Origin of the sequence: Micromonospora sp. NPDC047753, assembly GCF_040642735.1 — a bacterium.
In the GTDB taxonomy this organism is placed as follows: Bacteria; Actinomycetota; Actinomycetes; order Mycobacteriales; family Micromonosporaceae; genus Micromonospora.
Window position 1 is genome coordinate 1 of sequence record NZ_JBEYSL010000436.1, and the last position, 5758, is coordinate 5758.

4 protein-coding genes and 1 pseudogene are annotated in these 5758 nt (G+C 71.3%); 4 read left to right on the forward strand and 1 reads right to left on the reverse strand.

Annotated elements, in window-relative coordinates; translation table 11 throughout:
• Positions 1-538 (forward strand): annotated as a pseudogene (locus ABZ749_RS27720) (hypothetical protein); the annotation flags it as partial.
• 67 nt (positions 539-605) lie between these two features.
• Entirely contained in the window at positions 606-2441 is a 1836-nt protein-coding gene (sucB, locus tag ABZ749_RS27725; protein WP_357232968.1) for a 2-oxoglutarate dehydrogenase, E2 component, dihydrolipoamide succinyltransferase, read from the forward strand.
• Positions 2442-2502: 61 nt separating this feature from the next.
• Here the strand turns inward: sucB and ABZ749_RS27730 are convergent, their stop codons facing one another.
• Positions 2503-3438, reverse strand: coding sequence for an SDR family NAD(P)-dependent oxidoreductase (locus ABZ749_RS27730; protein ID WP_357232970.1), 936 nt, complete (start codon positions 3436-3438; stop codon positions 2503-2505).
• 152 nt (positions 3439-3590) lie between these two features.
• On the opposite strand from ABZ749_RS27730, the gene ABZ749_RS27735 reads away from it, so the two are divergent.
• Together ABZ749_RS27735 and ABZ749_RS27740 are read left to right on the forward strand one after the other, a co-directional pair.
• Positions 3591-4928: a low temperature requirement protein A gene (locus ABZ749_RS27735; RefSeq protein ID WP_357232972.1), complete on the forward strand. Its 1338-nt coding sequence runs from the start codon at positions 3591-3593 to the stop codon at positions 4926-4928.
• Positions 4929-5030: 102 nt separating this feature from the next.
• Positions 5031-5525 (forward strand): hemerythrin domain-containing protein, encoded by a 495-nt coding sequence (locus ABZ749_RS27740; protein WP_357232974.1) that lies wholly within the window; start codon positions 5031-5033, stop codon positions 5523-5525.
• Positions 5526-5758: the final 233 nt, after the last annotated feature.

The following is a 5758-nucleotide window of genomic DNA, read 5'->3' on the forward strand; positions in this document are numbered from 1 at the left end:
CGACGTGATCCATCGGCCCTCGGGCGCCGGCCCGGAGAGCCTGGCCTGGTTCGACAACTGCATAAGGGTCCTGGAGCCGGTGCGCTGCCCGGTGAGCGGCTTCCAGCAGGGCATCTTCGTCGCCGAGGAGATCGCCGGCCAGAACCCCGCCGTGATCGACGAGGTCGGCATCCCGCGCGTCACGTACTGCGACCCGGAGCTGGCGTCGGTGGGCCTCACCGAGGCCAAGGCCAAGGAGCAGTACGGCGCCGACAAGGTCAAGACGTACAACTACAACCTGGGTGGCAACGGAAAGAGCCAGATCCTCAAGACCACCGGCTTCGTGAAGCTGGTCCGGGTCGAGGACGGCCCGGTCGTCGGCGTACACATGATCGGCGCCCGGGTGGGTGAGCTGATCGGCGAGGCGCAGCTCATCTACAACTGGGAGGCGTACCCGGCGGAGGTCGCCCAGCTCGTGCACGCCCACCCGACCCAGAACGAGGCCCTGGGCGAGGCGCACCTGGCCCTCGCCGGCAAGCCGCTGCACGCGCACGCCTGATCATCCACAACCGCGGCGTCCGGCGACGGGCGAAGATCCCACCAGGGGAATGAAGGAGTCTCAGAACATGCCGGTATCGGTCACCATGCCCCGGCTCGGCGAGAGCGTCACCGAGGGCACCGTCACTCGCTGGCTCAAGCAGGAGGGCGACACGGTCGAGGTCGACGAGCCCCTGCTCGAGGTCTCCACCGACAAGGTCGACACCGAGATCCCGTCACCCGCTGCCGGCGTGCTGAGCCGGATCGTGGTCGGCGAGGACGAGACCGCCGAGGTCGGCAGCGAGCTGGCCGTCATCGCCGGTGAGGGCGAGTCGACCGGCGGCGGCGAGGCAGCCCCGCAGGAGCAGGCCCCGGCCGAGCCGGCCGCCGAGCCGACGGCCGCCGCCGAGGGCACCGCGGACGAGGTGGCCCAGGACGAGGCCCCGGCCGAGGCTCCCGCTCCGGCCGCCGCCTCGTCGGGCGAGGGCACCGCGGTGAAGATGCCCGCCCTGGGCGAGAGCGTCACCGAGGGTACGGTCACCCGCTGGCTGAAGCAGGTCGGCGAGACCATCGAGGTCGACGAGCCGCTGCTGGAGGTCTCCACCGACAAGGTGGACACCGAGATCCCGTCGCCGGTCGCCGGCACGGTGCTGGAGATCAAGGTCGCCGAGGACGAGACCGCAGCGGTCGGCGCCGACCTGGCGATCATCGGCGCTGCCGGCGGGGCCCCCGCCCAGGCGCAGCCCGAGCCGAAGCCCGAGCCGAAGGCGGAGGCCAAGCCGGCGCCGAAGGCCGAGCCGAAGCCGGAGCCGAAGGTCGAGGAGCCGACGCAGGGTGCCTCGTACAGCGAGCCCGCCGCGGAGACCGAGAGCTCGGCGCAGCCGGCGAAGACCGAGCAGGCCGCGCAGCCGGCCGCGTCGACCTCGGCGCCGGCACGTCCGTCCGCTCCGGCGCCGGGTGCCGGCGAGGAGGCCGCCGGGTACGTGACCCCGCTGGTGCGCAAGCTGGCCGGTGAGCACGGCGTCGACCTGGCCGCGCTCAACGGCACCGGTGTGGGTGGTCGGATCCGCAAGCAGGACGTGCTGGAGGCGGCCGAGAAGGCGAAGGCCGCCAAGGCCGCTCCCGCCGCCGCACCGGCGCCGTCGGCCGCACCGTCGGCGGCTGCGGCCACCCCGGCCGCGAAGCCGCAGCCGAGCGGCAAGCGGGGCACCACCGAGAAGCTCCCCCGGATCCGCAAGGCCATCGCCAAGCGGTTGCACGAGTCGCTGCACGAGATGGCGCAGCTCACCACGGTGGTCGAGGTGGACGTCACCCGGATCGCCAAGCTGCGGGCGCAGGCGAAGGACTCGTTCGTGCAGCGGCACGGCGTGAAGCTGTCCTTCCTGCCGTTCTTCGCGCTCGCCGCCATCGAGGCGCTGCAGACCCACCCGATCGTCCAGGCCAGCATGGACCTGGAGGGTGGCACGATCACCTACCCGGCTGCCGAGCACCTCGGCATCGCTGTGGACACCGAGCGGGGTCTGCTGACGCCGGTCATCCACAACGCCGGCGACCTCAACCTGGGCGGCATCGCCAAGCGGGTCGCCGACCTGGCCGAGCGGACCCGGACCAACAAGATCAGCCCGGACGAGCTGGCCGGGGCGACCTTCACGCTGACCAACACCGGCAGCCGGGGTGCGCTCTTCGACACCCCGATCGTGCCGTCGCCGCAGTCGGCGATGCTCGGCACCGGCGCCGTCGTCAAGCGGCCGGTCGTGGTCAACGACCCGGAGTTGGGCGAGGTCGTCGCGATCCGGTCGATGGTCTACCTGGCCATGTCCTACGACCACCGGCTGATCGACGGCGCCGACGCGGCCCGCTTCCTGACCACTGTCAAGGAGCGGCTGGAGGCCGGCAACTTCGAGTCGGAGCTGGGCCTGGCCTGATCCGCTGAACGATGAGAGGGCGCCCCGGTCATCGACCGGGGCGCCCTTCCCGTTCTGGTGCTCAGCTCTTGAGCAGGGCGGTGGAGACCTGCCAGAGTCGTTCGGCGGCCTCCGGGTCCAGCGCGTAGTCGGCGACCCCGGTCCGCTGGCCCGGTTGGGCGGGGGCGGCCTCCTGGCAGTCCTCGAAGTAGCGCCCACCCACCTCGTCGAGCAGCGGTGACGCGGCGACCAGCACGGAGGTGGCAGCGCCCTGCTCGACGGTCTTCCAGGCCGCCGCGTTGCCCGACCGCATCCGGTCCAGTTCCTCCTTGCTCACGTAGCGCTGCAGGTTGGTCTGGATCGCGCCGGGCATCAGCGAGTTGGTGTAGATGCCGTCGTCGGACCAGCGTCGGGTCGCTTCCACGGCGAACAGCACGTTCGCCGTCTTGGACTGCCCGTACGCCTGCCACGGCTCGTACTCCCGCTTGTCGTACTGGATGTCCTCGAAGACCACCGGTGAGCGCAGGTGGGCGGCGGAGCTGACCGAGACGATCCTGGCCCCGTCGCCGGCGGCGAGTGCCGGGCGGAGCCCGTTGGCGAGCGCGAAGTGCCCCAGGTGGTTGGTGGCGAACTGCATCTCCCAGCCCTGCGGTGTGCGGGACAGCGGTGCCGCCATGATCCCGGCGTTGTTGACCAGGATGTGCAGGGGGCCGTCCCAGTTGGCCACGAAATCGGCGATCGAACCCTGGTCGGCGAGGTCGAGCGGGGCGACCAGGACCCGGTCGTTGCCGGTGGTGCCGGTGATGTCGTTGGCGGCCTGCTGACCCGCGTCCGGGTTCCGGACGGCCAGGGTGACCTCCGCGCCTGCGCTGGCCAGGGCGCGGGCGGTCTCCACGCCGATCCCGGAGGACCCGCCGGTGACGACCGCCCGCCGCCCGGCGAGGTCCACGCCCCGGATCACGTCCATCGCTGTGGAGTGATGGGCGAACGAAGTGGTGATCGGGTTTTTGGTCGTCATTGTCCATCCTTGTCCGGGGTGGGCGGACCGACCGGCCCGCTGCGGAAGGCCGTGGCCCCGGTGTTTCCCCGACCCGGGCCGGAGGTAACGCCGAGCCCGTCACCCTCGCCGTTCGGGCCTCCGACCAGCCCGGACGCTGCCAGAGTGGGATCGTGGGCGGCTACCGGCGGCGTGGACAGCTGGGACCGGCCGTCCCGATCGCCCCGGGCGCCCGGGTGGACAAGTTCGAGGTCTTCTTCGACCTGGTCTTCGTCTTCTCGTTCTTCATCATCACCCGGGCCACCGCCGCGAACATCTCCGGTCGGCAACTGCTGCACGCCAGCCTGGTGCTCGCCGTGCTCTGGTGGATCTGGGTGGTGCACAGCCTGGTCGCCACCCGGGTCCGGCTCGGCGAGGGCTACGTCCCGGTGCTCATGGTGATCGCGATGGTCGCCCTGTTCGCGTTCGCGTTGGCGCTCCCGCAGGCGTTCAGCGACCCGAAGGGGAGCGCCGCCGGCCCGATGCTGGTGGCGATCAGCTACGTCGTGGTCCGCGGCATCCACTGGATCCTCTATCAGCACGTGGTGCGGGACAGCCCGCAGGAGCGGCGGCAACTGCGGCGTTTCGCTCCGGAGCTGGCGGTGAGCATCGTGCTGCTGCTGGCCGCCGCGCTCATCCCGCCGCAGATCACCGACCCCGACCGGGCCGCCCTGGTCCGCGACGGGCTGTGGATCGCCGTGGTGGTGGTGCAGTACGCCACCGGCTTCATCGTCGGGACCTGGGGCTGGGGGGTGACCAGCGCCGAGCACTGGACCGAGCGCTACGACCTCATCCTGATCATCGCGCTGGGCGAGTCGATCATCTCGACGGGGGTGGGCGGTAACCTGCTCGGCAAGCCGGTCACCTGGCCGGCGGTGGCCGCCGCCGCGCTCGGCATCGTGGTCACCGCAGCCCTCTGGTGGGCGCACTTCGACTTCATCGGGCCGGCCGCCCGGATCGCCCTGCACGCGGCGGAGGGCGGCCCTCGGGTGGCGATGGCCCGCGACGCCTACGCGTACGCGTACCTGCCGATGATCGCCGGGGTGATCCTCTTCTCGATCGGCAACGAGCAGATCCTCCACAAGATCACCGACCCGGCCGGCGGGATCGCCGAAAAGATCGAGGGACCGGCGATACCGATGTTCTTCGGCGGTCTGATCTGCTACTTCGCCGTCAACCTGCTCTTCCAGTTGCGCACCCTGCACACCGTCACCTGGACCCGCATCGGCGTCATAGTGGTTCTCACGGCGGCCCTTCCGGTCGGCCAGCACCTGCCGGCGCTGGGCGCGCTCATCCTCGCGACAGTGATCTGCGTGGCGCTGGTGGCCGTGGAGGTGGTGGTGATGGCGCAGTCGCGGCACGCCCTGCGGGCCGTCGTCTTCCAGGAGCGGACCAGCCACGAGGCCCATGAGGCCGCCTGGCGGGCGCGCTGGCACGACGTCGAGGAGACCGACGAACCGACCACTCCGTGATTCCCGGGTTTGGGGGCGTGGCCGGCCGGCCCTAGACTTCGGCCCAGCGTCGCAGTGCACCCGGCCCGAAGGCCGCCGTGGGCATGGAGGCGCGGGGACAGCATGGGACGACACGTGCACCCAACTAGTTCACCGGCCGGCCGGCTCGCCGCCGTCGGCAATCAGATGATCGAGATTCACCTCTGGCTCAGCGCGGAGCTGGCCCGACTGCAGGCAAGCCTCGACACCCCGTCGCGGGACCTGCGCGCGCACTGCCTCACCTTCTGCGCCGCGCTCGGCCGACACCACACCGGTGAGGACGCGGGCGCGTTCCGGCTGCTGGCCGAGGAGGCCCCCGAGTTGCGCCCGGTCATCGACAACCTGATCACCGATCACGAGGTGGTGGCGGGGATCCTGGAACGGGTCGAGGCACTGCTGGGCGGCGACGCGGCGGTGCCGGTCGCCCAGGTACGCGCCGAGCTGGCCGGGCTCGCCGCCCTGCTGGAGTCGCACTTCCGCTACGAGGAGAAGCGGCTGGTCACCGCCCTGAACGCGCTCACCGGTCGACCCGGAACGACAGCGGACCTGCTCGGCCTGTCCGCGCCCGGTTCCGGCTAGCCGGACCGCTCGGCCTGAGCGCGCCCGGTTCCGGCTAGCCGGCCTGAGCGCGCACGGTTCCCCCTAGCCGGCCTGCTCGGCCTCCGAGCCCGGGGCGACCGGGGGTAGCCGCTCGTAGAAGCGGATCTTCTCCCGGAGGTGGTCGTACTGGCAACCTTTGGGCCAAAGTAACGCAAGATTTCGACAAAGGCGTGCACGGTTCTGTGCACACACTCGGAAGATTCAACGGGCCT

What these genes read in the sequence shown, in the direction of transcription:
- ABZ749_RS27730 (WP_357232970.1), bottom strand. Translation starts at nt 3,438, where the DNA reads ATGACGACCAAAAACCCGATCACCACTTCGTTCGCCCATCACTCCACA.
- sucB (WP_357232968.1), top strand. Translation starts at nt 606, where the DNA reads ATGCCGGTATCGGTCACCATGCCCCGGCTCGGCGAGAGCGTCACCGAG.
- ABZ749_RS27740 (WP_357232974.1), top strand. Translation starts at nt 5,031, where the DNA reads ATGGGACGACACGTGCACCCAACTAGTTCACCGGCCGGCCGGCTCGCC.